This window comes from Halobacillus sp. A1-3 (assembly GCF_050971765.1).
GTDB lineage: Bacteria > Bacillota > Bacilli > Bacillales > Halobacillaceae > Halobacillus > Halobacillus mangrovi_B.
In genome coordinates this window covers 253,119-279,163 of record NZ_JBPCEO010000005.1, presented here as the reverse complement: position 1 = coordinate 279,163, position 26,045 = coordinate 253,119, and the positions used below count along the sequence as shown (strand labels likewise).

Below are 26,045 nucleotides of genomic sequence, written 5' to 3'. Positions count from 1 at the left end.
AACTTAAACTTATTTTTCATGTATGAACGCTTACATACAATTATTATTGTATCATGAAGTCTTCAACAATTTTAGCGAAAATTCTCGGCTCTTCGAGATGAACCGTATGTCCTGCGTTATCGATAGTAACCCATTTAGCATCAGGCAGTTCTTTTGTCATATGTTTATTAATTCGGTGGAATTTGTGATCTTCTGCCCCTGTAATCAGCAGGACGTCCGCTGATACTGTACCTAAACGGTCCCACCATGAAGGTTGTTTTCCTGTTCCCATACCTACCAAAGATTCTGAGAGGCCCTGGGGGTTTTGCTTCGTACGTTCTTCCCGAAGCTTAAGTTTGGCTTCAGCAGATAAATCGACCTGAGTTCTGAAAAGTGGGATGTTCTCCCACATTGTTATAAACGATTCGATCCCTTCTTCGACAACTTTTCTAGCAAGGCCTTCATCTTTAGCCTGCCTAGCCAGCTGGTCTTCGGATGATTGAAGTCCGGCAGATGCACTTTCCAGAATAAGTTTGTCCACGAGCTCAGGATACAAGATAGAGAAAGATAAAGCCGTTCTGCCTCCCATAGAGTACCCTAATAGATTCACTTTATCAACGTTCATCTGCTTTAATAAATCTTTAAGGTCACGACAAAATTGTTCCATTGTAAGAACCCCAATCGCTCCAGTCCTCGCATGTCCAGGAAGATCGATTCTCACGACGCGAAAAGATGTATGAAATTGCTCGATAATTTCTTCGAACGTAAGGGTACTCCCTGTAAATCCATGAAGCATTAATAGGACTGGACCTTCCCCTTCTTCTTCAATCCAGTACTTTCGGCCCCTGATTGTTTTATACATTATTCGTCACTCCCATGTAAGACGGCTTCCTCTACGCTTTCCCATTTCGCTTTATGAAATTCGACATGGTCCGTTCGACTAATGATGAGTTCAATGACATAAATTCCATGATGTTGCTGACTTTTCTCTAAAGCCATTTGATAATCCGACCAGGTCTCCACTCTTTTATGGATACCCCCGAACATATGGACAGAGTGTGAAAAGTCTATATCGACAGGAGTTCCGAATAATTCTTCAAAGTTGCTCGCTTCATTTGCTTGAGGAAGATAGGAGAATATCCCACCTCCATTATTGTTAATAACGACAACTGTTAAAGGAATATTATAACGGTTTGCCATCCACATCCCATTCAGATCATGGAAGAAGGAAACATCACCAAGCAACAATGTTGTTGGCCGTCCTGAGACCGCTGACCCTATAGCTGAAGAAACAACCCCATCGATGCCGTTCGCTCCTCTGTTTGTCAAAATGTTAATATCCTTTGGCGTTGACATGAAGAAGCTATCTACGTCCCGAATCGGCATACTGTTTCCAACAAATAGATTCGATCCGTTCTGAAGATTTTGGGAAAGATAGACGACCGCATGCCCTTCATTCAGCGTTGCTTCAGGCTCTTTCAGCATGAGTTCTTTAGCTGTGTGGTTCATTTTCTCCCATCTTCCCAGCCAGTCTGTTTCTGTACTTCCTTCTGACAATTCGGTCGTCAACTGTTCGCAAAACAGCTTAGGATCAGCCCAAATAAACCGGGGTTGAATTCCTGCTGGCTCTCGATAGCTTTTATAGGAATCTACAATTAGATGGTCAATAGCGTCCCATTTTTTCACCCATTTTGAATAAGCCTTTGACACAGGCATAGCTCCAAACCTCAGGATATAATCAGGTTCTAACTGGTCTCTTAAAGTAGGTGATTTCAACAAAGCATCATAATTTTCTATAATGTTTCTTTTGTCATGTTCTCCTGCTCTTAGGCCAGACAGTGGATCAGCTAGTATAGGAACACCTAACCGTGATGCGAGCATTGTTACCGGTTCAATAAGTTCACCTTCTGTATGTGGACCGACAACGATAACACCTTTTTCTTTTGAAGTTAATCTATCCTGCAACTCTGAGATCAACTTTTCGTTCAAAAGAGTTTTGCCCGCCGCAGCTTTAGGGATTGGCTGCAAATCCCCTCTCCATAGACCTTCTAAAGTGAAATCAGGGACGAGCGGTTCTCTAAAAGGCATGTTCAAATGGACAGGACCTTTATTCCCACCAATGCTTTCTTCTACCGCACGAGCAGCCTGCCTTCTTGCATACGTGTGAAGACCAGGTTCTGGCAGTGCCATATCTTGATACCAACATACATAATGACCAAACATATGAGTTTGGTCAATCGCTTGGGGTGCTCCTACGTCCCTCAATTCATGAGGACGGTCAGCGGTTAGAACGATTAAAGGAATGCGGCTGTAATAAGCTTCTACAATGGCTGGATAATAATTGGCTGCAGCAGTTCCTGATGTACATACAATAGCAACAGGTTTTTGCTGTTCTTTTGCCATCCCTAATGCAAAAAAAGCAGCAGACCTTTCATCTAAATGGATCCAATGTTTAATGCCGTGATGTTCAGCAAACGCCATCGCCAGAGGGGTCGATCTTGATCCTGGAGATACTACGACGTGGTCAACTCCTGAATAAGCGAGTTGATCCACGAAGTGAGTAACATATTTCGTTAGAGATTCAACATGTTCCATTAATATCCCCCTAAAACAGACAACATTGGCTTCAACTTGACGGCTGTCTCCTCATATTCTGCTTGTGGATCTGAATTTTCCACAACTCCGCATCCTGCAAATAACGAGGCACTGTCATTCTTGATTAACGCTGAACGGATGGCTACGGCAAATTCTCCATTATTGTGGTCATCAAACCAGCCGATCGGTCCTGCATACCATCCTCGATTTAAAGTTTCATGATGACGGATGTACTCGACTGATCTTTCCTGCGGCATTCCCCCAAGCGCAGGTGTTGGATGAAGCTTTTCAATTACATCCAAAATCGTGTATCCTTCGTCTAAAGTGGCCCGTACTGGAGTGTACAGATGCTGCAAATTTTTGAGGGGGTACAAGACTGGTTCCTCAGGGATATCAACGTTTGTGGAGCAGGCTTCTACCGCTTCTCTTATCATTTCGACGACAAATTGATGCTCCTGACGGTTCTTTGGATCATGTAAAAGGTCGCTACCCAGATGTTGATCTTCCGCTTCAGTTTCTCCCCTGGGGACGGTGCCAGCGAGACACGTAGATATTAGTTCACGCTTATCAACTTTTGCGAGTCGCTCTGGAGTAGCACCTACAAAATATTCCCCTTCACTTTCGAAGGCAAAAATATAACTATTGTCTTGTGATTCTGCCAAAGCCTTTAATACAGAAGCGATTTGTACAGGCTCGCTGAAGGCTATGCGCAGTTCACGGGCAAGGACCACTTTTTCCAGAAGCCCTTTTTTTATATCGTCCGTCGCCTCTTTTACGGATGCCTTCCAAAGTTCAGGTGCCACTTCTGAAATATTTATCCTCTCAGGTAAACGGAAATCATGCTCCGTGAAACTTAAAAGCTTTTCATGGTCAGCGGCAATCTGATTGACGACCTGCTGCTGATGATCCTCAGGAAAAATCATTACATTTGTGGTCAAAAATGACTTCCCATTTTTATTGGTAAGAAGATAGGCAGGGATTGTCATTTGACTATCCGGAAAAGCCTCCCAGGGTGAAGCATTTTTCTGTTTAGAATCAAAACTGAAGCCTCCTAAGGCAACAACCCCTGTCCCTTTTTCACCATACCGATTATAAATTACCGCGTGTTCACGGATTTCATTCCAAAGTGATTGCACTTCCTTGAAGCGACGCTCATTTGTCGCGAATAACTTACTCGCGGTTCCAACGCCCACCATGGTGAAATCCTCTTCTGCGCTTCGCCAAAACAAACGATGATGATCGACTACTTGTCCATGATTCATGAACTGATAAGCATCAATATAATCAATTTGATCGACTACGCTGATTAATTGCGGTTCTGTATAATGACGTGCTTTTGCAATAGCTTCGCCGATAATCTCCTCTATTTGAGATGTCTTTGTATGAAGCATACTTTTTCCTCCCATTCATTTAGGGACGTTCTAAATTTATTTGAATGATATTTGAATCATTATGAAGTCTCTAAACGTGCATCTCCCTCTATTTTATTCTCTTTTTTCTCTTGACTCAAGGAATCTCCATTACCTCTTGCATATTCTTACAATGATTGACACTATGGTCCTGTTTCCCTAAACTTAAATTGATATCATATAGAATAGTATAAATGCAAGGGAGAGAACATCTATGAGCTCTGTTCAAAATCAAAACATGAAAGCTTCCTTGAATGAACGTGAAGGATTTCAAGTGTGGTGGAGGCTTCTGCGTCCTCATACACTTACAGCTGCATTCGTACCTGTTTTCATTGGAACAATGTTGGCCGCAATTGAACAATCCATTAACTTCTGGTTATTTTTAGCTATGTTATTGGCTTCCATCCTCATTCAAGCTGCAACAAATATGTTTAACGAATACTACGATTATGTTCGTGGACTGGACACAGAAAACTCCGTAGGGATCGGTGGCACAATTGTACGTGATGGAATAAATCCACGTGTCGTCCTATCCCTCGCCATAAGCTTTTTTGCTATAGCAGGTTTATTAGGAGTCTATATTTGCTTATCCTCCAGCTGGTGGGTTGCTTTAGTCGGACTTATTTCGATGCTGTTCGGCTACCTTTATACAGGCGGGCCATATCCGATCGCTTATACTCCACTTGGGGAAGTAACAGCAGGATTTTTTATGGGGACAATCATCATTGGAATAAGTTATTTCATCCAGACCTTGAGTCTCACAGTTGAAGTCGTTCTTATTTCTATACCCGTCGCTATCTTTATAGGGGCCATTCTTTTGGCAAATAATATCCGTGATCGGGTTGGAGATGCAGAAAACGGAAGGAAAACACTGGCTATTCTATTTGGCCATAAAGGTGCTGTACGTTTTCTAATTATCTTATTCGCAGGTGCTTATGCTCTGACAATCGCATTTATTTTATTCGGCTTTTTACCATACTGGGCATTGATCAGCTTATTCAGTGTACGGAAAGCGGTGGATGCAATAAAAGGGTTTAAAGGAAAATCGGAACCTCTTGAAATGCTGCCTGCGATGAAGGCGACCGCTCAAACGAATACCGTGTATGGGCTGCTTTTAGGAATTTCATTATTACTACAACTTTATATTCCACTAGGATAAACAGACAGAAGGATGGTTTTAGACCATCCTTCTTTTAACTAGGTTTGATACTAGCTATTGTGGGAAATATTACTTTAAAGGACGGGGAAGACATGAAACAAATGATGAAAAATACTTTGATGGAAACACTAGGAATGGAAATCGAGACGGCCAAGCCTGACCGTGTACAAATTCGTATGCCAGTAGATCATCGAACACACCAGCCAATGGGCTTTTTACACGGTGGAGCAAGTGTAGCTCTAGCGGAAAGCGCTGCGAGTATCGGAGCGTTTTTAAATGTTGACAGTAATCAATACCAAATCTTCGGCATCGAAATCAATGCAAACCACATTAAAAGTATCCGCAACGGCGTTGTAACAGGGGTTGCCACACCTGTCCATATTGGCAAAAACACAATGGTTTGGGAAATCAGAATCGAAAACTCTTCCAATGAGTTAATCTCTACTTCCCGTTGTACCATCGGGGTCGTTCCATTGAAAAGAACATGACTTTTCTATACACACTGTTTCAAGAAAGGAGAATGAATCGATGTTAACAAAAGACCAAAAGGATACATTCAAAAAACGATTATTGGAAATGAAAGAAGAAGCTGAAAAGGATTTAGAAGAATATCGAAATGATCGAGCCAAAGAAGACTACCAAAATGATGAGACTGGTGAGATCAGCAGTGTGGCAGACCACCCTGGGAATTTGGGAACAGATCAATTTGAGAGAGAAAAAGAAATGACTTTTTACGAACAAGCTCGCGAAAAGCTTATGGATGTTAATGACGCTCTAAAACGCATGGAGGAAGGAAGATATGGGTTGAGTGAAAAGTCCGGCGAACCAATTCCTGTAGAGCGATTAGAAGCGATGCCTACTGCGCGCTATCGTGTCGATGAAATAGAAGACCAACAGTAAACTAAAGCAGTGAATTAGAAAAAAGGAGCTTTCCCAATGAAGGGAAGCTCCTTTTTGCTTTTCATATGATTATGCCGCTGAAGATGAGCGAATTTTCTTCTGTTCTAACCACGGCTTCATTTTTACAAATAAAGGTACAAATAAAGCCCCAATTACAATTCCTTTGATTACATTGAATGGAAGAATTCCAGCCAAAATGGTAGCCCATTTAACATTCGTACTCATCGTCTCCCACCCCATAAACCAGCTATAGGCAGGAAGAATCAAGAAGAAATTCAGAACGCTCATTCCAATAGCCATAATGACAGAACTTGTAACTAACCCTGATACTAAGGATTTGGTAGATTTATATTTATGGTAGATCATAGCTACCGGGACGACAAAGAGTGTCCCTGCTGCAAAGTTAGCGACTACTCCGACTGGGTCTGCGGCCCCTGTGTAAATAAGGTACAAGGTATTTTTCAATCCCTCTACAACCACTCCTGCCATAGGGGTGAATAGAATCGCAGCAATTAACGCAGGCACTTCACTGAAGTCCACTTTCAGGTATTGTGGAAGCATCGGCAATGGAAAATTCAAAAACATTAACACCATTGAAATACTCCCTAATAAAGCTAAGATAATTAATTTCAACAATTTTGATGACTGACCTGTTTGGGGGTTCATCATCAATCTCCTCCTTCACCTTTTTCATCGATTCACATCCCAGATGAAGGTGAGCATATTTCCTTTTTGCAACATAAATAACCTTAAAGCATACGATGGGGCTTTAAGGCTGAGATTAAATCGCGCACAGGAAACAGAAGGTAGCAAAAATATCTACCTGCTTCGCTCGACATCTTCTCCCATCCAGACTGTAACTGTCGGTCCCGGATTTTCACCAGGTCCACCGCTCGGTCGAAACCTCACGGGTCACGGACTAAGAGTGCGCAAACACTCATCACCGTCGGTCGGGAATTTCACCCTGCCCCGAAGATGGAATCGATATTGTATTGTATTTCTATTTTATATAGAGTGTGATGCTGCCGCAAGTTAAAAGTTTTCTACTAAATTTTATAGAGACCCTACAAGGAGCGAAGCGGCTGAAGAGGCTTGCCGGTTCCCCCGCAGGAAAGCGAGTCATTTCCCGCCAAAGTTATTCCGATATCGAATGTTTCATAATACTGCTCTCTCATTAAATTAATGATTACCCAGTATAACCAGCACCACCAATTAATAAGGCAAAATAAAAAGCACCCGTAGGCGCTTATATATCGTTTACCTTATTCAGAAGAATCTTCAACGTAGGTGAAATCGTACTTTCATCAACAAGACCATCCTCACTCATCTGGACAGCGTCTAAATGAGAAGTGAAATGGTCTTCATAAGGATGATAAGGAATTTGTCCGGTATTCAGCTTTCCTTTCAAGGATAGAATGCTTTGATGCATAAGTTCTCTGTCCATGATGCACCTCTTTCGAAAAAAGTATTTTCTACTATCCTATCCATCAAGGTGCAATTTTAGACCTCCTTCTTAATAGAAAACCTGAGGGTCATCCCCTCAAGTTTCCAGTTAATCATCCAACGGATTTAAGCTTTCTGTTCCTTTCATATTCGCAATCATTTCAACGAGAAGATCAATTTCTTGCTCGATGTCTTTTATACTCACCGTCTCTACAGGAGAGTGCATGTATCTTAGAGGTAAGGAAACCAAACTGACCGGTACACCTTTACCGGTTAGACGCATTTTATCTGCATCGGTACCTGTCATCCGGGGCGTCAATTCATACTGTACATCCATCGTCAGTGATTTCGCAGTATTTTCAAGCAGCTGATTAATTTTTCGGTTAATTGGTGCACCTTTTGCTAACACAGGACCACCTTCTAATCTTACGTCGCCATGCTTACGCTTATTAACTCCAGGGTAATCAGTTGCAAAAGTCACATCACAAGCTATCGCCATAGTCGGTTCAACTCCAGCTGCCGCGAAAAATGCGCCTCCCATATTCGTTTCTTCATTGACAGTGCTTGCGGCGTAAACGCCTACATTCAAATCTTTCTCAGCTAGTTTACGAAGTACTTCACCTACGATAAACTGACCTGTACGGTTATCGAGCCCTCTACCTGATATGTAGCGATCCATCATGACTTCTGGCTCACGTTTATAAACAGCAAGATCTCCAATTTGAACGAATTCTTCTATTTCTTGCTTAGACTTTGCCCCACAATCAATGAATAGCTCTTCTAAACCAAAATCTCCTTTTAAGCCTCCATGGTGCTGAGCATTGACGCCAATTACACCTGTCAAAGTTCTTCCATATCCGAGTACTGTCACTTTCATCCCAACAGCTGCTTTTGGATTGATCCCGCCCATCTTATCAAAGTGGAGAAATCCTTCGTCGTCGATTCGATTGACCACAAGGGCTATTTCGTCACAGTGACCTGCAAGCAATATTTTAAAGTCTGCTTCAGGATTGAGAACAGCAATAGCATTTCCGGCATGGTCCGTTCTGATTTCATCTGCAAAAGAATCCATTTCTTTAATCCATCGCTTCTGAATTTCCATTTCCATACTTGATGGTGAAGGTGTGTGTAACAATTCAAGTAAAAAGTTCAATCGTTCCTGGTTCATATGTGCCACTCCTCTTCTATCCTTCTTCTCTTTATCATAACAAAAAAGATTTAACTGTTTCTTAAAATCATGCATATTCTTTAAACGAATAGGGTACAAGGACATGTATGCCATGTGGAGGAGGATTTTTGATGAACTTAGACGAATGGTTCCAAAAAGGTTGGACAGCTCAGGAGTATGTTGATTCTATGAAGCAACATCAAGAAAACCTGGTTTATATATATGAACATTTCAAAGTTAACCCGGAAGACTACCCCTTGTTTGAACAACTGCAAAAGAAAAACATGCGTGCTATCATCCTCAGCGAGGACTGGTGCGGAGATGCTATGCTGAATATCCCCATCTTTTTGCGACTAGCTGAAGCTGGACATATACAGACAAGATTTTTGCTCAGAGATAAAAACTTAGAACTGATGGACCAATATTTAACCAACGGTACTTCTAGATCGATCCCTAAAATCATCTTTCTTCATCCCAACGGCGAAGAAATTGGAACTTGGGGGCCAAGAGCAGAAAAAGTCCAGCAATTCATAGACCATGCGATAATAAACCTGCCGGACCAAAACTCAGATGACTTTGAGGAAAAAAGAAATGATATGCTAAAGTTTGTAACAAAAGCGTATCGTGATAATCGAGACTTCTGGTCTTATGTCTACGAAGACATGAAAAGTACTTTACAATAACTTGCCCTTTAAAGGCAGGTTATTTTTTATGTTTGAATCTTGACCTATTAACCGATACTGATGTAAAAAAGGGGGCATTGAACATGCAGTATTGGATCCGCCTGTATTTCCAAATCCCGCTTTTCCTCAGGCTTTTCGGCACGGTCATGATAATGATGACCCTGTTTGGAGGCATTATCCATATATTAGAGCCCAAGAGCTTTCCATCGTTTTTCGATGGCATCTGGTGGGCTTTCGTAACCGGAGCTACCGTAGGATACGGAGATTATGTTCCTCTTAGTCCTGCTGGAAAGATTACCGCTATTCTGTTAATCCTTACCGGAGGAGGGCTGGTCACTTTTTATATGGCCACTCTGTCTGCATCTACAGTCAAACACGAGCAAGCCTTATCCAAAGGACAAGTGGATTTTCGAGGAACCGATCATCTTGTCATCATAGGCTGGAACGAACGGACACGTCAGTTGATTGATATGATCGGCAGCCAGGACTCTCCTGAGCGCATCGTTTTGATCGACAGGTCTATGAATCAATTTTATCAGCGATTATCCAACTTGCATTTTGTGAAAGGTGATGCAACGGAGGAATCGATTCTTGAAAAGGCAAATGTACGCCAGGCAAGAATGGCGGTCGTCACCGCTGATCCTTCTAAAAAAGAGGAACAGTCGGACCAATCCGTCATCCACCAAGTGGTCGCTCTTAAAGGCCATCACCCTGACTTATTCATCATTGCTGAAGTTCTGACGGACAGACAAAGAATTAACGCAGGCAGAGCTGGAGCCGATACAGTTATCAGGTCCAACGATTTTATGAGCAGCCTTTTTTACCATGAACTTTATCGTAATGATCCTATCCAGCCTTTTGAAATGCTTCTTGATTTATTGACAGCAAGGCAATTTCATGAAGAGAAAGTACCTGAGCAATTCGAAGGGGAACCTTTGATGAAAGCATTAGAATATTTTCTTAAAGAAAGCTGTCAAATTATCGGCATTAAGAAAGGAGAAGATGTCTCATTTGACTTGCATGCAGAAACCAAGTTAGAGAAGGGTGATTACCTGATTGTCTTTTCACCGCTTCGTCATTAAGGCTTGTTCCACTTGTGCAAGAACTTCTCTTCCTGTGCTGACGTGCTCCTCTGGAAAAGAGGCGTCTTTATCTACAGGCTCCTGGAACTGATCAAATATGGCACGGAAATTTCCTTCCTTTACGTTATCATCAAGGCCAGGGTTGTATTTATGAGACAACAAAAAAGGTTCTTTCATTTGAATAGTTGCATAATCACTCGGAGCATCCAAGGATCCTGAAGTAACTTGAAACGGAAGCCTTAAGAATTGATAACCCACTCGATCGTCAATCTTATAATCAAAATATCCATGTTCGTAATCCCAGTTATCAGAAAGTTTAAATCCTAAAGGTTTTAGTTCGCTTTCTACATCATTGAACGTATACACTTCATTTGTAATGGAAGAAGATAAAGGTATCACGGCCAAACACTCCTTTTTAGTCCTATCTTGCCCAATTAAAAACACCTCAGGTCATCCATTTTCTGGATGGCCTGAGGTGGATATTTTTGGTATTCTTTGTTATTATAGACGTTTTTCTAACTTTTCTTTTTCTTCTTCGAATCCTGGTTTTCCAAGAAGAGCGAACATGTTTTTCTTGTAAGCTTCTACACCAGGCTGGTCAAATGGGTTTACTCCAAGCAAATACCCACTGATTGCGCAAGCCTTCTCAAAGAAGTACACAAGATAACCGAAAGTGTAGGCATCACGCTTAGGCAAGTGAACAATCAAGTTCGGAACGTCTCCATCTGTATGAGCAAGCATCGTACCTTGGTAGGCTTTTTCGTTGACCTGGTCAACCGTTTTTCCAGCAAGATAGTTTAAACCATCAAGGTTTTGTTCGTCTTCTTCAATCGTAATATCAGATGCTGGTGTTTCAACGTGCAGCACAGTCTCAAACATATCTTTACGACCGTCCTGGATATACTGGCCGAGAGAGTGCAAATCAGTTGAGAAGTTGGCTGAAGAAGGGAAAATGCCTTTCTGGTCTTTTCCTTCACTTTCACCAAATAATTGCTTCCACCACTCTGCAAAGTATTGAAGAGACGGCTCATAGTTGACGAGCATTTCAATTGTTTTTCCTTTATTGTAAAGGACATTACGGACCGCTGCATACTGATAAGCAGGGTTATCTGAAAGCTGATCAGAGCTTAACTCTTTACGAGCAGCCTGAGCCCCTTTCATCATTTCATCGATATTAATTCCGCTTGCTGCGATCGGAAGCAAACCAACAGCAGTCAATACGGAATAACGTCCACCAACGTCATCTGGGACCACAAACGATTCGTACCCTTGCTCATTCGCTAGAGTTTTCAACGCACCTTTATGTTTATCTGTGGTTGCATAGATACGTTTACGTGCTTCTTCTACCCCATATTTATCCTCAAGGTATTTACGGAAGATACGAAAAGCGATTGCTGGTTCTGTCGTTGTTCCGCTCTTAGAAATAACATTGATGGATACGTCTTTGCCTTTAAGTACATCAAAAAGTTCATTCATGTAAGGAGCACTGATGCTGCTACCTACAAAGAAAACTTGCGGGGTTTTACGAGCATCACCGGAAAGCTCATTGTAGAAACTGTGGTTCAGCATTTCCAGCGCAGCACGTGCACCTAAGTAAGAACCTCCGATTCCAATCACAAGTAATACATCAGAATCTGACTTAATTTTTTCAGCAGACTGCTGAATACGGGAGAACTCTTCTTTATCATAGTCTTCCGGAAGATCGAGCCATCCTAAGAAATCGTTCCCTGCTCCCTTTTTCTCATGTAATGCTTCGTGTGCTAAGGAAACAGCACCTTCCATATAATCAAGTTCGTGTTCACCAAAAAATGGTAACGCCTTTTCATAATCAAAACGAACATGTGTCATGTGTGTTACCTCCATTATCATATTATTAACCAAGCCATTTTTAACTTTATCGAAACCTTAATCTTTAATCAAGCGAACATAAATTTGTAAACGGATACATTCTAAAAAAAAAAGAAGTTCAGGATAATTCCTGAACTTCTTCCTCCTATTATTTGGATAGTTCTAAAATTTTCTGAACGTCTTCTGCTTCCAATTTGTTGAAGTTACCAAATGGTCCGCGCTTCATGGCACGATCTACGATAACGTCAAATTTTTCATCCGTAATCTCATAATCACGAAGTTTTTCAGGAGCACCTAGAGAAGACCAGAAGGAACGGAGCGATTCAATACCTTCTTCTGCTACTTGCTGTTCAGACTTACCTTCTGCATTTACTCTAAATACGTTTGTAGCGAGCTGGGCAAAGCGTTCTGGCCTTACCTTAAAGTTGTGCTTCATCCAGTTCGGGAATAGAATAGCCAAACCGCCTGCGTGAGGAATGTCATACACTGCAGAGACTGCATGTTCAATATTGTGACTTGCCCAATCTCCACGGTACCCCATTTGCAACATTCCATTTAGAGCGATAGTACCAGCATAGAGAATGGTCTCTCTGTACTCATAAGACTCTAGATCTTCAAGCAGTTTCGGTGCTGTTTCAATAATAGTTCTCAGTACACCTTCAATCATTTCATCCTGAACCGGCGATTGCGTTGGTGTATGGAAATACTGCTCAAACAAGTGAGTCATCATATCAACAATTCCATAGATCGTCTGATTTCGCGGTACTGAAACTGTATTGGAAGGATCTAAAATTGAAAACTTTGGATTGGTAAAAGGAGGAGCTCCCCATCCATATTTTTCATTTGTTTCCCAATTCGTGATCACAGAACCTGCGTTCATTTCAGAGCCAGTTGCAGCGAGGGTCAACACTGTTCCGAATGGGAGCGCGTCCTTAGGAGTCGCTTGTCTTGTCACAAGGTCCCAAGCGTCACCATCGTATTTTGCTCCAGCGGCAATTGTTTTTGTGCAATCAATGACACTGCCGCCTCCTACAGCTAGCAAAAAGTCAATATTTTCATTCTTGCAAATCTCAACACCCTTATAAACAGTGGTGAGTTTTGGGTTTGGTTCAACTCCTGGAAGCTCATGGATTTGAACTTCCACTTTATTTAATTGATCCAAGACTTGATCATATACTCCATTTTTCTTAATACTGCCACCACCATAAACAAGCAGTACATTTTTAGTACCTACAGGCAATTGATCTGGTAGTTGGTTAACTTGATCTTTACCAAAGATGAGCTTTGTCGGATTGAAATAAGTGAATGTTTCCATGTTGAGATCTCCCTTCTTTGCTAAAAAGTCTCGAGTCATATTATCTCCGAATTTCTTCTATTACTCAAAAGTTATGCACTATGTATATTTCTTGCGGGCTAGTTCAAGCTATGACTGAATAATATTTTGGATTAGAAAGGAGTGCGTCACATGAGTTGGTTTCAACGTGTAGCCCTATTGTTAGTCATCATTGGTGCCATTAATTGGGGGTTAATCGGTTTGTTCCAATATGATCTCGTTGCCGGTCTATTCGGAGGCGGAGAACAAAGCGGAGCATTCGCACGGGTCATTTATACACTTGTTGGCATTAGTGGACTTATTGCCATTTCCCTTTACTTCTCTCCAGCTGCCGAATATAGTGACACCACTGCAGAATCTGCTGAATAGAACACAAAAAAAATGGACTAGTCTTGATGACTAGTCCATTACTTTTCATTTATTTGCGAAATTTTTCGCGATCGTCAGACTGTTTGATCCAGTCTTCTAGTTTATCTTTTAGTGTGTTGAACCCTGCTTGAGAATCTTCTTGCTGTTGCTTAGGTGCAGCTTGTTTGCGAGGGCGCTGCTTTGGTGCTTCTTGTGTCGCACGGATGGATAGAGAATATTTATTTTTCTCTTCATCGATATTTAGAATCTTAACCTGAACTTCATCACCTTCTGAAAGGTGTTCGTTAATATCTTTGACAAATCCGTGAGTCACTTCTGAAATGTGAACCAAACCTTGAACTTGATCATCAAGGGCTACGAAAGCACCATAAGGCTGAATTCCAGTGACTTTACCTTCTAATACTTGACCTTCTTGAAACTTCTCTGACATTCTATACAACTCCTGATATATATTATTCGCTTCTTTTCACGCAATTAATGATTTTACCACAGTTTGTACCGTTTAGCAAAATTAATTTCTTAAAGAACAATAGCAGAAGTGCCATGCTTAGTCATTCAGTGAACGCTCAACTAAATTTAGCACATCCTGCACCAACGATGAACGCCCCTTCTTCCTTAGGGCACAACAAGCCTATGGCATTTTTTATACTTGCACCCGTTGGGCTTGGTTTCCCGCGGTTCAGGATCTAGTCTCACACCCAAAATTTTTGCCCACAAAATAATTTACTAACCTTAATGAATTATTGTCCAGTGTTCACAAATTGTTGGTAAATTTGCTCATCCATAATTTGCTGGCATGATATAATAAAAGAAAAGCACTCGTAGGAGGAGTTCATATGACTGTTGGAGATAATATTAAGAAATATCGAGAGGCTCAAAACATCTCTAAAGAAGATTTAGCATTGAAGGCACGATTAGGAGTAACGACTCTAGAGAGCTATGAATCCAACGAACGACTGCCTGAGCTTGATACGATATTGAAGATATCCACTGTATTGGATATTCCCGCATCTGAGCTAATGGAGTTTGAAGATGAAAATGATACAAACATTGACTATGAATTAGAAAAATTGATCCAGGAGATTGGTGTGAAAAGATCAAAATTGATTTTGAAAAAAGCGCGCGACTTCTCTGAACAAGACGTTTTAAAAGCAATGAATCTACTATATGAATTAAATCAGCAAAAAAAATAAATTAATAGGTTTAAAACCTACAAAAGCTGGTTATATATAGTAACGTAAGACTTTCTCGTATTCCCCCTGTTTAAGCAGAGCGAACGTTCGCTTTGCTTTTTTTTTGGTTAAATTTCCTCAAACAACTTATTTTCATCGATCGTCCTCTTTCGGTTATGATAAATAAAAAGACTAGAGAATTTGGAGGAGATTGATTTGAACCGTTTCGAAGAAGTGATTACAAGAAAAGGGACAAGGTCTGTAAAGTGGGATATGGCAGAACAATTGTATCAAGATAAAGAGGTACTGCCCATGTGGGTTGCAGATATGGATTTCAAAACCCCAGAAGCTGTGATGGACGCGTTAAAAAAACGTGTGGACCACGGCATTTTCGGCTATACCATTCCCGACGATCTTGTAAAAGATCATCTTAGTGATTGGCTTAAAACAAGACATAGTTGGAATATTGATACCGATTGGATCAGTTATAGTCCAGGTGTCATTCCTTCCCTTCATATGATTATCCAATCTCTAACAGAAATCGGCGATCACATCCTTATCCAAACTCCTGTGTATCCGCCTTTTTATAGTGTGGTAAAAAGTCATGGGAGGCATGTGGTTAAAAACCCACTGATTCTTAACGGTGGTCAATACGAAATTGACTTTAATGATTTTGAACAGAAGATTAAAGAAAATCACGTGACCATGTTCATTCTTTGCAGCCCTCACAACCCTGTAGGAAGAGTTTGGACAAAAGATGAATTAGAAAAGATGAGCGAAATCTGTCTCAAACATAACGTTACAATCGTTTCCGATGAAATTCATGCGGACTTAGTTTTAGGATCTCATACACATATTCCTATTGCTTCTCTTTCAGAGGAAGCAAACCAAAATACGATCACTTGCTTTTCCCCAACGAAAACCTTTAACTTAGCTGGTTTGCAGGCATCTTACGTCGTCACGGCAAATGAAAAAATGAAAAAAGCGCTTGATAAACAATTCAACAATCAAGGAATGTTCATGTTAAACACTTTAGGAATTACAGCTATGGAAGCTGCATATAAACATGGAGCTGAATGGCTGGGTGAATTGAAAGAAATCCTTGAATCGCATCGGGACTATGTGGTGGAACGTTTTCACGAAGAGACGAGCACTATAAAGGTGATTCCGAATGAAGGCACCTATCTTTTATGGCTCGATTGCAGGGAGTTGAATCTTTCACAAAAAGAACTGAAATCCTTCATGCAAAAAAAAGCAAAAGTTGGCTTGAATGATGGAGCTTCGTTCGGAGATGAAGGTGAAGGCTTCATGAGAATGAACCTTGCCGCGCCGCGCTCCATTGTCGAAGATGGCGTAAACAGAATCATCCAAGCCGTTCAGGAACATGAATAGTCCTTTGCTTTTTCACATTGTCATGAGAAAAGGCTGCGATATAAGTAAAGCATAGGGTTAAAAAACGAACGTTAGAAACATATATGTACTATGCAGATCATTAGCGGAGTCAACATACGGATACTCCTACGGGAACAGACCCGCACTACCACGTTCTCTGCTTTTCGAGAAAGCTGAGGCCGTGCCCGTGGAAAGTGAAGGTTTTGACGGAGCGGTAATTGACCCCTTTCTTGCTATATAAAAATTCCGAACTGATTTCTGCGAAATCGTTCGGAATTTTTGTGATTATTCAGTTTTGTCTGAACAACTATTACTTGCTATTTTTCTTGTTTTTTATCAGGCTCAGTAGGGTCACTTGCTTCATCTTCATCAGCATCAAGCGTAATCTTTCCACACGCAATTCTATCTCCTGAATCACCTGCAGGCTGAGTCATTCCATCATCTTGTCCATTGGTAATCACAATGGATGTGCCTTCTTTTCTTAATAGGGACATTTGCCCTTCTTTGAGCTTTGCTTCCGAGAGCATTAGCTTAACATCCACCATTCCACTGGCATCAGCTTCAATGTTTTGCATATCCCCTGCATGTGCACCCTCTGTATTCATCAGACCATGATCTTTTGATTTAGGATTAAAATGATTACCTGCACTTTTAAATTCAGGAGCCTCACACTTCGGAAACTCGTGAATATGAACGGCATGTACACCAGGCTCTAATCCTTCAACCTTCAAAGCCACCTCTACACCCTCAGGTTTCTCTGTTAATGAAGCCGTACCGATCTTATCATTGGATTGATTATAAATGGATGTGTCCAAAGGAGATCGTTGATCACCAGTACACCCAGAAAGTAATGCGCTACTTATTAAGACGAAGCTTATCCATTTCCTCATCCTTACACCTCAACCATCTCTAGCGTTTATTGAGTTAGTCTCCCCAATATTACCGAATCTATAACAAAAAACCACGCTGGAATCTCCGGCGTGGTCTTGTCAATTTTCATTCTCGTGTTCTTCTAGTCGGTACGTATGGTTGGTTTTCTTCTCCTCTTTTTGAGATGCTTTTATTAAAACAATCATAGTAACGGCTGCAAGGATAATAAATAAAAGAAGCATAAGAACAGCGGGAATGTACTCGCTTTTGTCTTGAGGAAAATAAAGAAATTCCATCATAGGGGCATCACTTCCTTCCCTTGTGTCCCTATTATAGCAGAAAGCGCACCTTCACTTCACGTACTTCATGATTTCTTCACAATTCACTTCTTTGATACAATGTCCTATAGAGGAGGAATGCAAATGGCAGATTTGAGGATCGGCAGCATAGTGAAAGCCCACTATAAATCAGGGATCTATATAGGGGAACTCGTTGAAGATCGGAATCGCTTTTACTTAGTAAAAATTTTAGCTGTTGAAAAACACCCTATGCAAGGAGACCTTCATAATCCAGGGAAAACAGAAGGGGTATTCTTTCATCAAAGAAAAGCACTAAGTTATATGGAAAAAGCAAACATTCAAAAAGAAGCTGTTCATCCCTATGAAGGTTCCTCCATTCCTGACTATAAAGAATCACTGATCGAATCAATTGAACAGTTGAAAGCTAAGTTAACGAGAAGAGAAACCGAATTCAACCAGCAAGCGTATAAGCAGCTTGAGGACTTAGAACACCAGTACTTTCAAAAGTAGCAAAAAGAGAGGTGGCCCAAAGAGCCCCCTCTCTTCTTTTAATTTCCCGGCACTTTTAGGTTTTTCTTTTTCTTCACTGGTTTACCGTATACTTTATTTGTAATGGCTGAAGCTTGTTCAAAAAGAAACATTCCGATAAAGGCAGCAATCAAAATGTATATTCCACTGAATACCTTAATCACTCCTGTCGCCACACTTGCAATGACAACCGAGAATTCCCCCCGTGCACATAAGGATAATCCTGCACGAAGAGAAACACGTTTAGACAGACCATACATTGGGCCGCCTAGCACACCGAGTAAGACTTTAGCGATGACAGACCATATCAAAACTGCAGCCAGAAGCCCTACCATAGGAACTCCATCTCCAAGTTCAATCGTTGTTCCAAAGTAAATAAAAAATGTTGGCAGCATGAGATCCCTGACCGGAAAAACGGTCTGTTCGACTTTTTCAATTCGTCCAATCTCCGCTAACATCATCCCCGCAAGAAATGCCCCTAAAACTTCGGACAGTCCAAGGTATAAGGCTAGTCCACCATACGCAAGCGCAATCCCTACAAGTAAAGAGATTTTGAAGTCTTCATCATCAATACGGTCAAGAAATTTTTCGAATCTCTTGAATACGGTTTTTCCAAGCACAATGGCTAAAACGGTCAACCCTATGATTTTTCCGACGAGCAAAAGAAATGTAGATGAGGTGAAGCTCTCACCAGTACCCACCCCAAACAAAATCGCTACAACAATCGGGGCCACAAGGTCTTCGAAGATCAGAATGGCTAACATAAATTCTGTTTCTGTGTTCGCCATTCGGCCCCGGTCGTCCAAAAGCTTAGCCGTAATTGACGAACTTGTTGCGTATGCGAGTCCACCGATCAAGAAGCTTGAGAATAAGTCCAAATTAAACAATAAAGCAATTCCTGTTGTCACTCCTAGACTCAGAAAAACATCCAGAAGTCCTGAAGGCCATATTTTCTTCGCTATTCCACCTAACCGCTTTACATTAAACTCTAACCCAAGAAGGAAAAACAACAACACAATCCCAATTTCACTGGCAAAATGCAAGAGTTCGCTCTCATGAACGAAATCCGCGAGAATAATTCCCAGTAAGATATAAAGAATTACATTGGGCAATTTAATTTTTAAACTCAAAAAACCTAAGTAAAATATGAATAGCAAAATAAGCCCCGCGCCAAGCAGAGCTGGAAATTCAGAATGCAAGGGTCATCATTCCTCTCCTTTACACAAGTCGGATAAGGTATCTATTTGATCCTGCTTTCCAATGGTCATGATGACGTCTCCCGGCTGCAATTTGGTATCCGCTTCTGGAATCGCAATAGTTTCGTCTCCTTTCACGATCCCAATAATAGTAGCTCCAGTTTTGTTTCTTATTTCCGATTCTTCTATGGTTTTATAAGCCAAGCTGGACTTTGCTTCTAATTCCACCCAATCAATAACAATCTGGTTTTGGAAAATCTTCAGTTTGTCTGCATCAACTGGCTGGTAGGTAGCACCAAGAAGCTGAGCTCCTAATTCCCGTGTTTCATCTGAAGTTAAGTCCATCGCAAAGTCTGCTTCTTCACTATCTGCATCTTCAAAAAAATAAAGCTCCCTTTTTCCTGTGTGATGGACGATTAGAACTAGCATGCTATCTTCGCCTGTCTTCAAAGAAATTTTTTGTCCGATCCCAGGAAGTTGGGATATAGATATATTCACGACACATGCACTCCTTACTTTCATCTCTTTCCTATACTTAGTGATTATACCAGACATCTTTTCTAATCCCTATTTGCTTTAGAAAGAAAACCTTCTAATTCAGCCTCCCATGCTTTATACTGTTATTTGTTTTCTCCATAGTGGTGTGGTAATTTAAAATAGTTAAAGATATTGAGGAGGGAATACCTATGACAACACATATCGGAGCAAAACCTGGAGACATAGCTGACAAAATTCTTTTACCCGGCGATCCATTGCGCGCTAAATATATTGCTGAAAATTTCTTAGAAGATGTAACATGCTACAACGAAGTACGTGGCATGTATGGTTATACTGGTACTTACAAAGGTGAAAGAATTTCAGTGCAAGGAACAGGGATGGGCGTCCCTTCTATTTCCATCTATGTTAATGAACTAATGGAAAGCTATGACGTTCAAAAATTAATTCGTGTTGGTTCCTGTGGAGCGCTTCAAAGCGATGTTAAAGTCCGTGACGTTATCCTTGCTTCCACGTCAACGACAGATTCTCAAATGAATCGCATGGTGTTCGGCGGTATTGATTTTGCCCCTACAGCAGACTTCAACTTATTGAAGAACGCTTATGAAGCAGGTGAAAATAAAGGATTGAAGCTTCGCGTCGGAAATGTCTTCACTAGTGACAGCTTCTATCGGGATGAGGCCATGGACCTTTTCAACCTGCTTGCAAAATACAATGTATTAGCTGTAGAAATGGAGACAACTGCTCTTTATACGCTAGCAGCTAAATACAACCGTCAGGCCCTTTCAGTTCTTACCGTAAGCGACCACATTCTTACAGGTGAAGAAACAACAGCAGAAGAACGCCAAACGACGTTCAATGATATGATTGAGGTAGCGCTTGAGGCTGCAATTCAAGACTAAATCATGAAGACACCCCCTACACGTTAGCGGGGTGTTTTATTTTGCAAAAATGGTACTAACATCCTCCCTATCTACTGTAAGCAGCAAATCTCCCACTTTTATTATAAGTTCTCCGGAAGTGATCACCTCGAGCTTACCTATATATACCCAGTCTTTTGTAGAAACAACCACTTGCTGACCTTCATAATCTTCTATTTCAACTTTTCTTTTTCTTTGAAGGGACATTCTTCTCCCCTCCCCGAATCGAGTTCTCTGTATCTTATACAGACTAATCAGATTCGGGTGGGTGAGTACCTACTTTTATAAAATTACCCAGGCAATCGATCACCTGGGCAGCATAGGTTATGATAAAACATAGCCGGCTAATGTTTTGGACATCACACCTGTAGGGCCTTTAGGACCTAAATCGTGAGGACTTTCTGAAATAGAAGTACCAGCGATGTCTAAGTGCACCCACGGGGTTTCTTCTACAAAAGCTCCAACAAACGCTCCTCCCATAATGACATGTGCTTTTCGAGTTGGGGAGTTATTCAAATCTGCGATGTCACTCTTTCGTACTTGAGCTTTATAATCTTCATTGTATGGAAGCTGCCAAATCGGCTCTCCCATATCTTCTGAGATTTGCTGAAGATCATTGAATAGCTCTTGATGGTTCGTCATCGCTCCTGTCATCCAGGAACCTAACGCCGTTACAACTCCACCTGTAAGTGTAGCCACATCAAAAATCCGTCCCGCTTTTTGGCTTTTCGCATAGGTGACTCCATCCGCTAGTGCCAGCCTGCCTTCCGCATCCGTATTTAAAACTTCTATGGTTTTTCCACTCATAGAAGAAATGACATCATCAGGCTTAAAAGCGTCTCCAGCTATCATATTATCTGTAGAAGGAATCACAGCAAGGATATTCTTCTTTGGCTTCAAGAGGCCGATCGTATCCATAGCTCCAAGGACAGCAGCGGCACCACCCATATCCCCTTTCATCCCTGGCATTCCCGTCTTAGGCTTAATGGAATATCCCCCAGTGTCATACGTAATTCCTTTTCCTACAAAAGCGGTCACATCTTCCCAATTTTCCAAACCTTGATATTTCATTACAATCATTTTAGGAGGCTCAACTGAACCTTGATTGACTGCGAGTAACGCCCCCATGCCCAGCTTTTCCATATCCGCTTTTTCAAGGATTTCGATTTCAAATTCATGATCCTCCGCTAAAGTCTTAGCGAATTCAGCCAGTTCACTTGGTGTAAGGATATTTGCCGGCAAATGGACAAGATGTCGCGCCGTATTAACTCCCTGTGCTAAAGCATAGCCTTTTTCTAAAGCTTTCAAAAGAGGTTCTTCTTTACCTTCAGAGATCACATGAAGGTGTCGAATCATTTTTGGTTCTTGCCGTTTTGTTTTGAATGAAGGCAAATGGTAAGTCGAAGTATATAAAGCTTCACCTATAATTTCACCTAATTCTTCTATAGATAAATGAGAAGTAAAACTTGCAAAGTCTATGGTTATCTCTTCGTGTCCTTCTTTGGCAATGGATTGAAAGGCATGGCCTAATGCTTTTCTAAAAGAATGCTTTGTTAACTCTTTCTTCTCCCCTAGGCCAATAAAGTATTTCCTTTTATTCGGAGGAGGGGAAAGCACCTTAGATAAGGTTTTGTATCGATTAGAAATATCTCCGCTTTTTATGTACATATCTAAAGTTTCTTTCCGTGAAGAATCTACATCGGTAGAAACCTTCTGTTCTGCTTCCTCTTTGAAAAGACCTATGAGGAGGGTATTGTCATTTTCTGTTTCCTTGTTTTGAATACTGAACACATTTATCACCTCTATTTCCTAGTATACAAAAAATATTTCCTTAATACGAACTACTCAGAATTGTGATATAATGACAATCTAAAGTAACGTTTTATCATACGATTACATATTAAACCTCTCTGTCTGGAAAGGATGTCACCATGTTGCTTGATTTACTGCAAAACTTCCCCTTATGGGCTTCGATTGCCGCCATTTTTTTTGCACAAGTTGTTAAAGTTCCGATAAATTTTATCGCTTCAAGGAAATTTAATGCCACTCTCGCCTTCAGTACTGGGGGAATGCCGAGCAGTCACTCGGCAGCTGTAACCGCTCTTGCTACAGGGGTTGGGATTGAACGTGGTTTTGATTCCCCAATATTCGCTGTCGCTTGCGTATTTACGATCATTGTCATGTTCGATTCTACTGGTGTACGAAGACAAACAGGCGAACAAGCCATCATGCTTAATATCCTATTAAAAGATTTCAATCGTTTTGTTAGTGAAGCGAGAGATTGGGGTAATAAAGAGGAGTACCAAAAGAAAGAAGAATTAAAGGAATTGCTTGGACACCAGCCTATTGAAGTGTTTTTCGGAGGATTGACCGGAATATTACTCACTTTCTTGCTTCACACGCTCATCTATTAGTTATATAAAAACGACAAAACCCCACTCTAAATTATTAGAGCGGGGTTTTGTAAATCAGCCACTTTTCATTTGAGTACGAAAAACTTGTAACGCTTCATTCTCATTCAGCTGCACAAGCTCTTCCTCCGTCAATTCACCTGTCCCTTTTTTAATCACGTAAACTTCTAAAGTTCTCTTGCCCCATTGATCATACACATCTTGTACAGTAGGGAAATATAAATCCAACTTATTTCCTTTTATAGCCCCGCCTTTATCCGCGACGACACCATAACCATAGTCAGGGATAAACAGGACTGTTCCGATTGGAAAAACACTTAAATCTGCTGCAATCGTCGAATACAAATCACGCTTAACGTTCACTCCAGAAAACGTGATTCCATACTCTGGGTGCTCAGGCGTCTTACCCGTTGACTCTTCCCCGGCAGTATAACCTGTAGCTACAACCGTATGAGCAGGATATTGAGCGAGATCCATAGATTCAGCCAAACTTTGAGCTGCTTTTACAGTCGCACTCGAGACATATCTTTGCTGAGCCTGCTTCACATTTAATGATTTCTCACTGATATTCACTTCTTTTTCGTTAAGTGACGTACCTTCGAACGTATCCGAATTGAATTTAGCTGCGATCCAATCATCTAGGTCCGTAATCGATAAATTAGACACATTCGTTAAAGTACTGTAAAAAGCCAAAAGAAACAAGCTAATAAACAGTACTTTCTTTGTACGCTTTTTCATGAAAATCACCTCTAGGTGTAATCATGTCCAAGCTTGCTAATTTTATACAAAAAAGCTGAAAGGGAGGTCATTACCTCCCCTTCAGCTTCTTCATTAAAACATCTGGTATCCACTTTTCCTAAGAAACCTTATGACTACGCCTGCTACGATTGTGCCAGCAAAGCCACTGAGCAAAATAAATATATCGACGAACTTCAAATTAGCAATTTGCTCAAACACCATTGGAAATGAATCGGTCGGTGCTGAAAAATATCTCGTCCAAGAGAAGTCATCGACAATCAATAAAACTATGGCCGGGTACACAAAAGACATGATCCATGAAGACCTTAAAATCATATTTAAAAGAAAAGAAATTCCAAAAAATAAAACAAAGAACAATAACATGGAAACAACGAATTGAACAATATTCAAAAAGATCCCCCTAAACCCGCATCAACGTAAATTTCTCCAACGTTCATTTTATAATTGATTTAAGAAAAGCGCAAGCGTCTTGGGAGCCCCAGCTACTTGCCTATATGTTGCATCAAAAAAGCAAAGGCAGTATTAGTTGCCTTTGCTTTTCATACTCACTCTTTATTAAAAGAAGAAGTTCAATTTACCTTTTTTCATTAGTAGACCTGGTCCACCTAGTTTAAGAAGATATCGGTTATCAATAACCTTCTTCATAGCTGTTGCTGACCAGCCAAATAGCTTCTTATCGTCAAATACAACACCGATTGCGTCATTGTGTCCAAGAGAAGCCACGGTTCCTTTCAAATCTGGTTTAAACGGTTCTAAGTGACCATTTCCTTTAACCAACTTTGTAAGGTTTTCTGCCGTATGTTCTGCTTGCTGAATAGCGATTTGAGCTGTTGGGGGATATGGACGCTCTGTTTCTTCATTGATTAGAAGCGCACAGTCTCCAACGATGAATACATCCTCATAGCCTTTTGGACGAAGTTCATCACTCACTGGTGTACGACCGCGATTTGATTCAAAACCTGCCTCTTCAACGATAGAGTTACCGCGAACACCAGCTGCCCATACAACTGTGTTTGTAGGGATTTCTTCTCGCTGCTCGTCTTTTTCAAAAACAAGCTTGTCAGCTGTAACTTCTTTAATCATCGCGCCAATCTTGAATTCAACACCGCGTCCTTCGAGAGAATTCATTGCGTATTCAACTAGTTCAGGATCAAATCCTGGAAGTGCAGTGGGCGCTGCTTCCACGTTGATGATACGAACATTTTCACGAGGAACATCATATTCCTTACATAGTTCAGGAACACGGTTTGCAAGCTCTCCTACGAATTCAATACCAGTAAAACCTGCACCACCGACAACGATGTTCAAGCGTTCTTGTTTTTTATCCGCTTCGTTGTTGTACTTAGCGAAGTTATACTCGATATGCTGACGAATTAGACGAGCACTGTTAATGCTTCCAATTGTATAGGCATGTTCTTTCAACCCTGGAATACCAAAAGTAGCTGCTTCAAAACCAAGACCGATCACAAGATAGTCATAGGAAAGTTCACCGTTTTCTAACAGGACTTTCTTTTGATCAGGTTTAATAGCCGTTACTGAATCTTGGACAAAGTTGATCTTACTTGTGTTGACCACGTCTTTAATCTGAATACGCGTACGGTCATGATGAAGTGTACCTGCAGCGTTTTCGTGTAGCCACGTTGTCTGATAGTGGTAGCTATGCTTGTTCACTAACGTAACGTTCGCGTCATTTGCACCTAGACTTTTCTGCAGCTTGACAGCTGTCATTATTCCTCCGTAGCCTGCTCCGAGGATGACAATGTTAGGATTCTTCATGATTTAATCACTTCCATCTCGTATTTTTTAAAATCCGAATATTCTTTGTGACTCGTTTCACACAAATTTTCATAAAAAAAAGCCTGTCGACTAGTATAAAAAATTGTCACAAATACGTAAAAAGTTGTCTAGTCCCATCTTAGACCTTTTTCTTTTCATTTTCAACCCAAAATCTATTTATCAAAATAATATAAAAATTAACACTTATTGAAAGGGCTTACACCACCTCATTATTCCCATGCAAAAAAATTTTATGATA

Annotated in this window: 30 protein-coding genes and 1 riboswitch; of the genes, 11 read left to right on the top strand and 19 right to left on the bottom strand. The window is 40.9% G+C overall.

From position 1 onward, the window contains the following. Positions 1-43: 43 nt before the first annotated feature. Genes menH through ACRYKC_RS11425 form a run of 3 tightly spaced genes read right to left on the bottom strand, consistent with a single transcriptional unit; the run spans position 44 to position 3,965 of the window. Complete coding sequence (gene menH / locus ACRYKC_RS11435) at positions 44-841, bottom strand: 2-succinyl-6-hydroxy-2,4-cyclohexadiene-1-carboxylate synthase (protein ID WP_433806850.1); 798 nt, start codon at positions 839-841, stop codon at positions 44-46. Then, entirely contained in the window at positions 841-2,574 is a 1,734-nt protein-coding gene (gene menD / locus ACRYKC_RS11430; protein WP_433806849.1) for a 2-succinyl-5-enolpyruvyl-6-hydroxy-3-cyclohexene-1-carboxylic-acid synthase, read from the bottom strand. Before menD ends, menH begins: the two co-directional genes overlap by 1 nt. After that, positions 2,574-3,965, bottom strand: a complete 1,392-nt coding sequence (locus tag ACRYKC_RS11425) for an isochorismate synthase (protein WP_433806848.1) — start codon at positions 3,963-3,965, stop codon at positions 2,574-2,576. The genes menD and ACRYKC_RS11425 overlap by 1 nt, the downstream gene beginning before the upstream one ends. Positions 3,966-4,197: 232 nt before the next feature. Here ACRYKC_RS11425 and ACRYKC_RS11420 point away from each other — a divergent pair, with 232 nt between their 5' ends. The 3 genes from ACRYKC_RS11420 (at position 4,198) to ACRYKC_RS11410 (ending at position 6,042) form a co-directional block, all read left to right on the top strand. Beyond that, positions 4,198-5,142: a 1,4-dihydroxy-2-naphthoate polyprenyltransferase gene (locus ACRYKC_RS11420; RefSeq protein WP_433806847.1), complete on the top strand. Its 945-nt coding sequence runs from the start codon at positions 4,198-4,200 to the stop codon at positions 5,140-5,142. Between the two features lie 92 nt (positions 5,143-5,234). Then, a complete protein-coding gene (locus ACRYKC_RS11415) occupies positions 5,235-5,630 on the top strand; it encodes a hotdog fold thioesterase (RefSeq protein ID WP_433806846.1) in 396 nt (131 codons plus the stop codon). Positions 5,631-5,670: 40 nt separating this feature from the next. Next, positions 5,671-6,042, top strand: coding sequence for a TraR/DksA C4-type zinc finger protein (locus ACRYKC_RS11410; RefSeq protein ID WP_433806845.1), 372 nt, complete (start codon positions 5,671-5,673; stop codon positions 6,040-6,042). Between the two features lie 69 nt (positions 6,043-6,111). On the opposite strand, the gene ACRYKC_RS11405 is transcribed toward ACRYKC_RS11410, so the two are convergent. The 3 genes from ACRYKC_RS11405 to ACRYKC_RS11395 all read right to left on the bottom strand — a co-directional run bounded on the left by ACRYKC_RS11405 (position 6,112) and on the right by ACRYKC_RS11395 (position 8,653). After that, a complete protein-coding gene (locus ACRYKC_RS11405) occupies positions 6,112-6,708 on the bottom strand; it encodes an ECF transporter S component (RefSeq protein WP_433806875.1) in 597 nt (198 codons plus the stop codon). Between the two features lie 167 nt (positions 6,709-6,875). Then, a riboswitch (FMN riboswitch) is annotated at positions 6,876-7,023 on the bottom strand. Positions 7,024-7,288: 265 nt separating this feature from the next. Further along, positions 7,289-7,486: a hypothetical protein gene (locus ACRYKC_RS11400; RefSeq protein ID WP_433806844.1), complete on the bottom strand. Its 198-nt coding sequence runs from the start codon at positions 7,484-7,486 to the stop codon at positions 7,289-7,291. A gap of 108 nt (positions 7,487-7,594) precedes the next feature. Then, positions 7,595-8,653: a M20/M25/M40 family metallo-hydrolase gene (locus ACRYKC_RS11395; RefSeq protein ID WP_433806843.1), complete on the bottom strand. Its 1,059-nt coding sequence runs from the start codon at positions 8,651-8,653 to the stop codon at positions 7,595-7,597. A gap of 131 nt (positions 8,654-8,784) precedes the next feature. Between ACRYKC_RS11395 and ACRYKC_RS11390 the strand changes: the two genes are divergently transcribed. Together ACRYKC_RS11390 and ACRYKC_RS11385 are read left to right on the top strand one after the other, a co-directional pair. Then, a complete protein-coding gene (locus ACRYKC_RS11390) occupies positions 8,785-9,336 on the top strand; it encodes a thioredoxin family protein (protein WP_433806842.1) in 552 nt (183 codons plus the stop codon). 83 nt (positions 9,337-9,419) lie between these two features. Continuing rightward, a complete protein-coding gene (locus ACRYKC_RS11385) occupies positions 9,420-10,418 on the top strand; it encodes a potassium channel family protein (RefSeq protein ID WP_433806841.1) in 999 nt (332 codons plus the stop codon). Here the strand turns inward: ACRYKC_RS11385 and ACRYKC_RS11380 are convergent. The 3 genes from ACRYKC_RS11380 to ACRYKC_RS11370 all read right to left on the bottom strand — a co-directional run bounded on the left by ACRYKC_RS11380 (position 10,401) and on the right by ACRYKC_RS11370 (position 13,581). Then, a complete protein-coding gene (locus ACRYKC_RS11380; protein ID WP_085029194.1) occupies positions 10,401-10,817 on the bottom strand; it encodes a YugN-like family protein in 417 nt (138 codons plus the stop codon). The genes ACRYKC_RS11385 and ACRYKC_RS11380 overlap by 18 nt on opposite strands. A gap of 102 nt (positions 10,818-10,919) precedes the next feature. Next, complete coding sequence (locus ACRYKC_RS11375; RefSeq protein ID WP_433806840.1) at positions 10,920-12,266, bottom strand: glucose-6-phosphate isomerase; 1,347 nt, start codon at positions 12,264-12,266, stop codon at positions 10,920-10,922. Between the two features lie 148 nt (positions 12,267-12,414). Beyond that, entirely contained in the window at positions 12,415-13,581 is a 1,167-nt protein-coding gene (locus ACRYKC_RS11370; RefSeq protein WP_433806839.1) for an iron-containing alcohol dehydrogenase, read from the bottom strand. A 150-nt stretch (positions 13,582-13,731) separates the two neighbouring features. Here ACRYKC_RS11370 and ACRYKC_RS11365 point away from each other — a divergent pair, with 150 nt between their 5' ends. Beyond that, complete coding sequence (locus ACRYKC_RS11365; protein ID WP_085029191.1) at positions 13,732-13,968, top strand: DUF378 domain-containing protein; 237 nt, start codon at positions 13,732-13,734, stop codon at positions 13,966-13,968. A gap of 49 nt (positions 13,969-14,017) precedes the next feature. On the opposite strand, the gene yugI is transcribed toward ACRYKC_RS11365, so the two are convergent. Beyond that, on the bottom strand, positions 14,018-14,398 hold the full coding sequence (yugI, locus tag ACRYKC_RS11360; protein WP_433806838.1) for a S1 domain-containing post-transcriptional regulator GSP13: 381 nt from the start codon (positions 14,396-14,398) through the stop codon (positions 14,018-14,020). Positions 14,399-14,804: 406 nt separating this feature from the next. Between yugI and ACRYKC_RS11355 the strand changes: the two genes are divergently transcribed. Both ACRYKC_RS11355 and ACRYKC_RS11350 read left to right on the top strand, forming a co-directional pair. Further along, positions 14,805-15,161, top strand: a complete 357-nt coding sequence (locus ACRYKC_RS11355) for a helix-turn-helix domain-containing protein (RefSeq protein WP_433806837.1) — start codon at positions 14,805-14,807, stop codon at positions 15,159-15,161. 195 nt (positions 15,162-15,356) lie between these two features. Beyond that, on the top strand, positions 15,357-16,532 hold the full coding sequence (locus ACRYKC_RS11350; protein WP_433806836.1) for a MalY/PatB family protein: 1,176 nt from the start codon (positions 15,357-15,359) through the stop codon (positions 16,530-16,532). 317 nt (positions 16,533-16,849) lie between these two features. Here the strand turns inward: ACRYKC_RS11350 and ACRYKC_RS11345 are convergent, their stop codons facing one another. Then, positions 16,850-17,422 (bottom strand): superoxide dismutase family protein, encoded by a 573-nt coding sequence (locus tag ACRYKC_RS11345; protein WP_433806835.1) that lies wholly within the window; start codon positions 17,420-17,422, stop codon positions 16,850-16,852. Positions 17,423-17,521: 99 nt separating this feature from the next. After that, positions 17,522-17,701, bottom strand: coding sequence for a hypothetical protein (locus ACRYKC_RS11340; RefSeq protein ID WP_085029186.1), 180 nt, complete (start codon positions 17,699-17,701; stop codon positions 17,522-17,524). 123 nt (positions 17,702-17,824) lie between these two features. Between ACRYKC_RS11340 and kapB the strand changes: the two genes are divergently transcribed. Continuing rightward, positions 17,825-18,211, top strand: a complete 387-nt coding sequence (gene kapB, locus ACRYKC_RS11335; RefSeq protein WP_433806834.1) for a kinase-associated lipoprotein KapB — start codon at positions 17,825-17,827, stop codon at positions 18,209-18,211. A gap of 38 nt (positions 18,212-18,249) precedes the next feature. Here the strand turns inward: kapB and ACRYKC_RS11330 are convergent, their stop codons facing one another. Together ACRYKC_RS11330 and ACRYKC_RS11325 are read right to left on the bottom strand one after the other, a co-directional pair. Beyond that, entirely contained in the window at positions 18,250-19,386 is a 1,137-nt protein-coding gene (locus ACRYKC_RS11330; RefSeq protein WP_433806874.1) for a cation:proton antiporter, read from the bottom strand. A gap of 48 nt (positions 19,387-19,434) precedes the next feature. Further along, positions 19,435-19,923, bottom strand: coding sequence for a cation:proton antiporter regulatory subunit (locus tag ACRYKC_RS11325; protein ID WP_433806833.1), 489 nt, complete (start codon positions 19,921-19,923; stop codon positions 19,435-19,437). A gap of 188 nt (positions 19,924-20,111) precedes the next feature. Here ACRYKC_RS11325 and deoD point away from each other — a divergent pair, with 188 nt between their 5' ends. Next, positions 20,112-20,822, top strand: a complete 711-nt coding sequence (gene deoD, locus ACRYKC_RS11320) for a purine-nucleoside phosphorylase (protein WP_433806832.1) — start codon at positions 20,112-20,114, stop codon at positions 20,820-20,822. Positions 20,823-20,858: 36 nt separating this feature from the next. Here the strand turns inward: deoD and ACRYKC_RS11315 are convergent, their stop codons facing one another. Both ACRYKC_RS11315 and ACRYKC_RS11310 read right to left on the bottom strand, forming a co-directional pair. Beyond that, positions 20,859-21,047 (bottom strand): hypothetical protein, encoded by a 189-nt coding sequence (locus ACRYKC_RS11315; RefSeq protein WP_433806831.1) that lies wholly within the window; start codon positions 21,045-21,047, stop codon positions 20,859-20,861. 117 nt (positions 21,048-21,164) lie between these two features. Then, on the bottom strand, positions 21,165-22,631 hold the full coding sequence (locus ACRYKC_RS11310; RefSeq protein WP_433806830.1) for a leucyl aminopeptidase: 1,467 nt from the start codon (positions 22,629-22,631) through the stop codon (positions 21,165-21,167). Positions 22,632-22,771: 140 nt separating this feature from the next. Between ACRYKC_RS11310 and ACRYKC_RS11305 the strand changes: the two genes are divergently transcribed. Further along, positions 22,772-23,254 (top strand): divergent PAP2 family protein, encoded by a 483-nt coding sequence (locus tag ACRYKC_RS11305; protein WP_433806829.1) that lies wholly within the window; start codon positions 22,772-22,774, stop codon positions 23,252-23,254. 54 nt (positions 23,255-23,308) lie between these two features. Here the strand turns inward: ACRYKC_RS11305 and ACRYKC_RS11300 are convergent, their stop codons facing one another. The 3 genes from ACRYKC_RS11300 to ACRYKC_RS11290 all read right to left on the bottom strand — a co-directional run bounded on the left by ACRYKC_RS11300 (position 23,309) and on the right by ACRYKC_RS11290 (position 25,786). Then, positions 23,309-23,995: a 3D domain-containing protein gene (locus tag ACRYKC_RS11300; protein ID WP_433806873.1), complete on the bottom strand. Its 687-nt coding sequence runs from the start codon at positions 23,993-23,995 to the stop codon at positions 23,309-23,311. An 87-nt stretch (positions 23,996-24,082) separates the two neighbouring features. Then, positions 24,083-24,400, bottom strand: a complete 318-nt coding sequence (locus tag ACRYKC_RS11295) for a YuiB family protein (RefSeq protein ID WP_433806828.1) — start codon at positions 24,398-24,400, stop codon at positions 24,083-24,085. 165 nt (positions 24,401-24,565) lie between these two features. Further along, positions 24,566-25,786 carry an NAD(P)/FAD-dependent oxidoreductase gene (locus ACRYKC_RS11290; RefSeq protein WP_433806827.1) on the bottom strand — a complete coding sequence of 407 codons (1,221 nt, stop codon included), beginning with the start codon at positions 25,784-25,786 and terminating at the stop codon, positions 24,566-24,568. Positions 25,787-26,045: the final 259 nt, after the last annotated feature.

Excerpts from the sequence above, each read along its gene's own strand:
- ACRYKC_RS11375 (WP_433806840.1), bottom strand. The coding sequence starts at position 12,266 with ATGACACATGTTCGTTTTGATTATGAAAAGGCGTTACCATTTTTTGGT.
- menD (WP_433806849.1), bottom strand. The coding sequence starts at position 2,574 with ATGGAACATGTTGAATCTCTAACGAAATATGTTACTCACTTCGTGGAT.
- ACRYKC_RS11420 (WP_433806847.1), top strand. The coding sequence starts at position 4,198 with ATGAGCTCTGTTCAAAATCAAAACATGAAAGCTTCCTTGAATGAACGT.
- ACRYKC_RS11340 (WP_085029186.1), bottom strand. The coding sequence starts at position 17,701 with ATGATGGAATTTCTTTATTTTCCTCAAGACAAAAGCGAGTACATTCCC.
- ACRYKC_RS11415 (WP_433806846.1), top strand. The coding sequence starts at position 5,235 with ATGAAACAAATGATGAAAAATACTTTGATGGAAACACTAGGAATGGAA.
- ACRYKC_RS11305 (WP_433806829.1), top strand. The coding sequence starts at position 22,772 with ATGTTGCTTGATTTACTGCAAAACTTCCCCTTATGGGCTTCGATTGCC.
- ACRYKC_RS11425 (WP_433806848.1), bottom strand. The coding sequence starts at position 3,965 with ATGCTTCATACAAAGACATCTCAAATAGAGGAGATTATCGGCGAAGCT.
- ACRYKC_RS11405 (WP_433806875.1), bottom strand. The coding sequence starts at position 6,708 with ATGAACCCCCAAACAGGTCAGTCATCAAAATTGTTGAAATTAATTATC.
- ACRYKC_RS11390 (WP_433806842.1), top strand. The coding sequence starts at position 8,785 with ATGAACTTAGACGAATGGTTCCAAAAAGGTTGGACAGCTCAGGAGTAT.
- deoD (WP_433806832.1), top strand. The coding sequence starts at position 20,112 with ATGACAACACATATCGGAGCAAAACCTGGAGACATAGCTGACAAAATT.
- ACRYKC_RS11385 (WP_433806841.1), top strand. The coding sequence starts at position 9,420 with ATGCAGTATTGGATCCGCCTGTATTTCCAAATCCCGCTTTTCCTCAGG.
- ACRYKC_RS11365 (WP_085029191.1), top strand. The coding sequence starts at position 13,732 with ATGAGTTGGTTTCAACGTGTAGCCCTATTGTTAGTCATCATTGGTGCC.
- menH (WP_433806850.1), bottom strand. The coding sequence starts at position 841 with ATGTATAAAACAATCAGGGGCCGAAAGTACTGGATTGAAGAAGAAGGG.
- ACRYKC_RS11315 (WP_433806831.1), bottom strand. The coding sequence starts at position 21,047 with ATGTCCCTTCAAAGAAAAAGAAAAGTTGAAATAGAAGATTATGAAGGT.
- ACRYKC_RS11290 (WP_433806827.1), bottom strand. The coding sequence starts at position 25,786 with ATGAAGAATCCTAACATTGTCATCCTCGGAGCAGGCTACGGAGGAATA.
- yugI (WP_433806838.1), bottom strand. The coding sequence starts at position 14,398 with ATGTCAGAGAAGTTTCAAGAAGGTCAAGTATTAGAAGGTAAAGTCACT.
- kapB (WP_433806834.1), top strand. The coding sequence starts at position 17,825 with ATGGCAGATTTGAGGATCGGCAGCATAGTGAAAGCCCACTATAAATCA.
- ACRYKC_RS11395 (WP_433806843.1), bottom strand. The coding sequence starts at position 8,653 with ATGAACCAGGAACGATTGAACTTTTTACTTGAATTGTTACACACACCT.
- ACRYKC_RS11345 (WP_433806835.1), bottom strand. The coding sequence starts at position 17,422 with ATGAGGAAATGGATAAGCTTCGTCTTAATAAGTAGCGCATTACTTTCT.
- ACRYKC_RS11355 (WP_433806837.1), top strand. The coding sequence starts at position 14,805 with ATGACTGTTGGAGATAATATTAAGAAATATCGAGAGGCTCAAAACATC.
- ACRYKC_RS11370 (WP_433806839.1), bottom strand. The coding sequence starts at position 13,581 with ATGGAAACATTCACTTATTTCAATCCGACAAAGCTCATCTTTGGTAAA.
- ACRYKC_RS11400 (WP_433806844.1), bottom strand. The coding sequence starts at position 7,486 with ATGGACAGAGAACTTATGCATCAAAGCATTCTATCCTTGAAAGGAAAG.
- ACRYKC_RS11410 (WP_433806845.1), top strand. The coding sequence starts at position 5,671 with ATGTTAACAAAAGACCAAAAGGATACATTCAAAAAACGATTATTGGAA.